The sequence below is a fragment of the Nocardia sp. SYP-A9097 genome (genome assembly GCF_009649815.1).
Taxonomy (GTDB): domain Bacteria; phylum Actinomycetota; class Actinomycetes; order Mycobacteriales; family Mycobacteriaceae; genus Nocardia.
The window spans coordinates 1-1,367 of sequence record NZ_WJIC01000077.1 but is presented as its reverse complement, the minus strand read 5'-3'; the positions used below and the strand labels follow the sequence as shown (position 1 = coordinate 1,367).

Below are 1,367 nucleotides of genomic sequence, written 5' to 3'. Positions count from 1 at the left end.
GACCCATGTGTTGGTCGGTTCGACCTGGTTGGGGTGGCCCCCTTGGATGGCGGAGAAGATCAGGCACTGTGGCTGGGTTGGGTGACGTACCCGGCTTGCTCTTCCGGAGTTGGGAATACATCGTACCTTCCAGCCGGGTCGACCGGCTGTGGTTGCGTTGCGAGGTGGAACGGGTACGCCCGAAATCTTCCGTTCCAGCCCCCGCACCCACCTCAAAGACGCCCGGACACAGGACCCGAACCGACATGGATGTACTGATGCACGGGAGTCTTTGGGTTTTGGGGTTGTTGGTCTTTGGACGGGACCAGAACCTGCCAGCCGGGCTGGGACGGGAGAGGACGGCTCCCCATGGGGGAGCTAAAGCCGGGTACGGCAGACGAAATGACCAGCACTGCCGCTTTCCCAGGAAGGGGACCCGCACCGATCCGCGACTCGAAACCCATTGGTTCGGCCACTGTTGCGCAGAGCATCACTCCGCGGGCGGTAGCCCGGCAGGCTCGGAAACGTGAGTGTGGTTGCGCTGCCACCGCTTCCGAAGCTCGGTGGCTTCGCGCTTCTTACGCGCGGTGATATGCGCGATGGTTTGCGCGAGCAATTCCCCGGGATGGTGGCGGTGGTTGACCCGCGCGGTCTGCGTGGGGTCGATATGCGGTGGGAGCGATCCACCCGGTCCGTCCCGGGTACGCCGAACCCTGGCCCAGGACAATGGTTTGCCAGCCACCGGGCCCGTCGTGGACCAGGGCATGGCAGTGATCACACGCCAACGTCTCATTACTCAAATCGGTCGGCCCGTCTTTGGACCACTCGGTGACATGATGCACCGCCGACAGGCTCGCGGGCGCATCACACCCCGGGCGTGAACACCCCCGGATCGAGGCGATCGACGCCAACCGTTGCGCGGGGCTGGCCAAGCGTTTGCCTTGCCCGAGATGCAACACCATCCCCGCGTGATCGAACACCGCCAGATACGGGCGCGACCGCTCCGCCAACCGCAACGCCGTCTTCAACGGCACGGTGCCACCGGTGGCGAGGGTCGCGACCCCGGCGGCGTCCTCGACCTGATCGATCGTCATGGTCAGAATCGTCGCGACCGGCAACCCCTGATGCGTACCCAAGCCGTCGGGCGTGACACCGGGCTTGAGCAACGCCAGTATCGCATCATGGATGCGTTGAGCGGCGCTGCGCGCATCGCGCGAGGCCGCGGCCCGCAACACATCCGAATCGACCGGAGTGTTTGCGGTGGTGGGACTTTCCGCGTCCTCGGGATTGCACATGCCCGGGCGCGCGAATTTGGCCAGCACCGGATCCAGCAACGCCGAGAACTCCGGAGTGAGCTCGCCTTTGATGCTGCGCATCCCGTCCGCGCG

1 protein-coding gene is annotated in these 1,367 nt (G+C 65.3%); it reads right to left on the bottom strand.

Annotated elements, in window-relative coordinates:
* Window positions 1-557 precede the first annotated feature (557 nt).
* The coding region (locus GFY24_RS40800) for an HNH endonuclease signature motif containing protein (protein ID WP_228567171.1) at window positions 558-1,367 on the bottom strand (810 nt) is incomplete at its 5' end.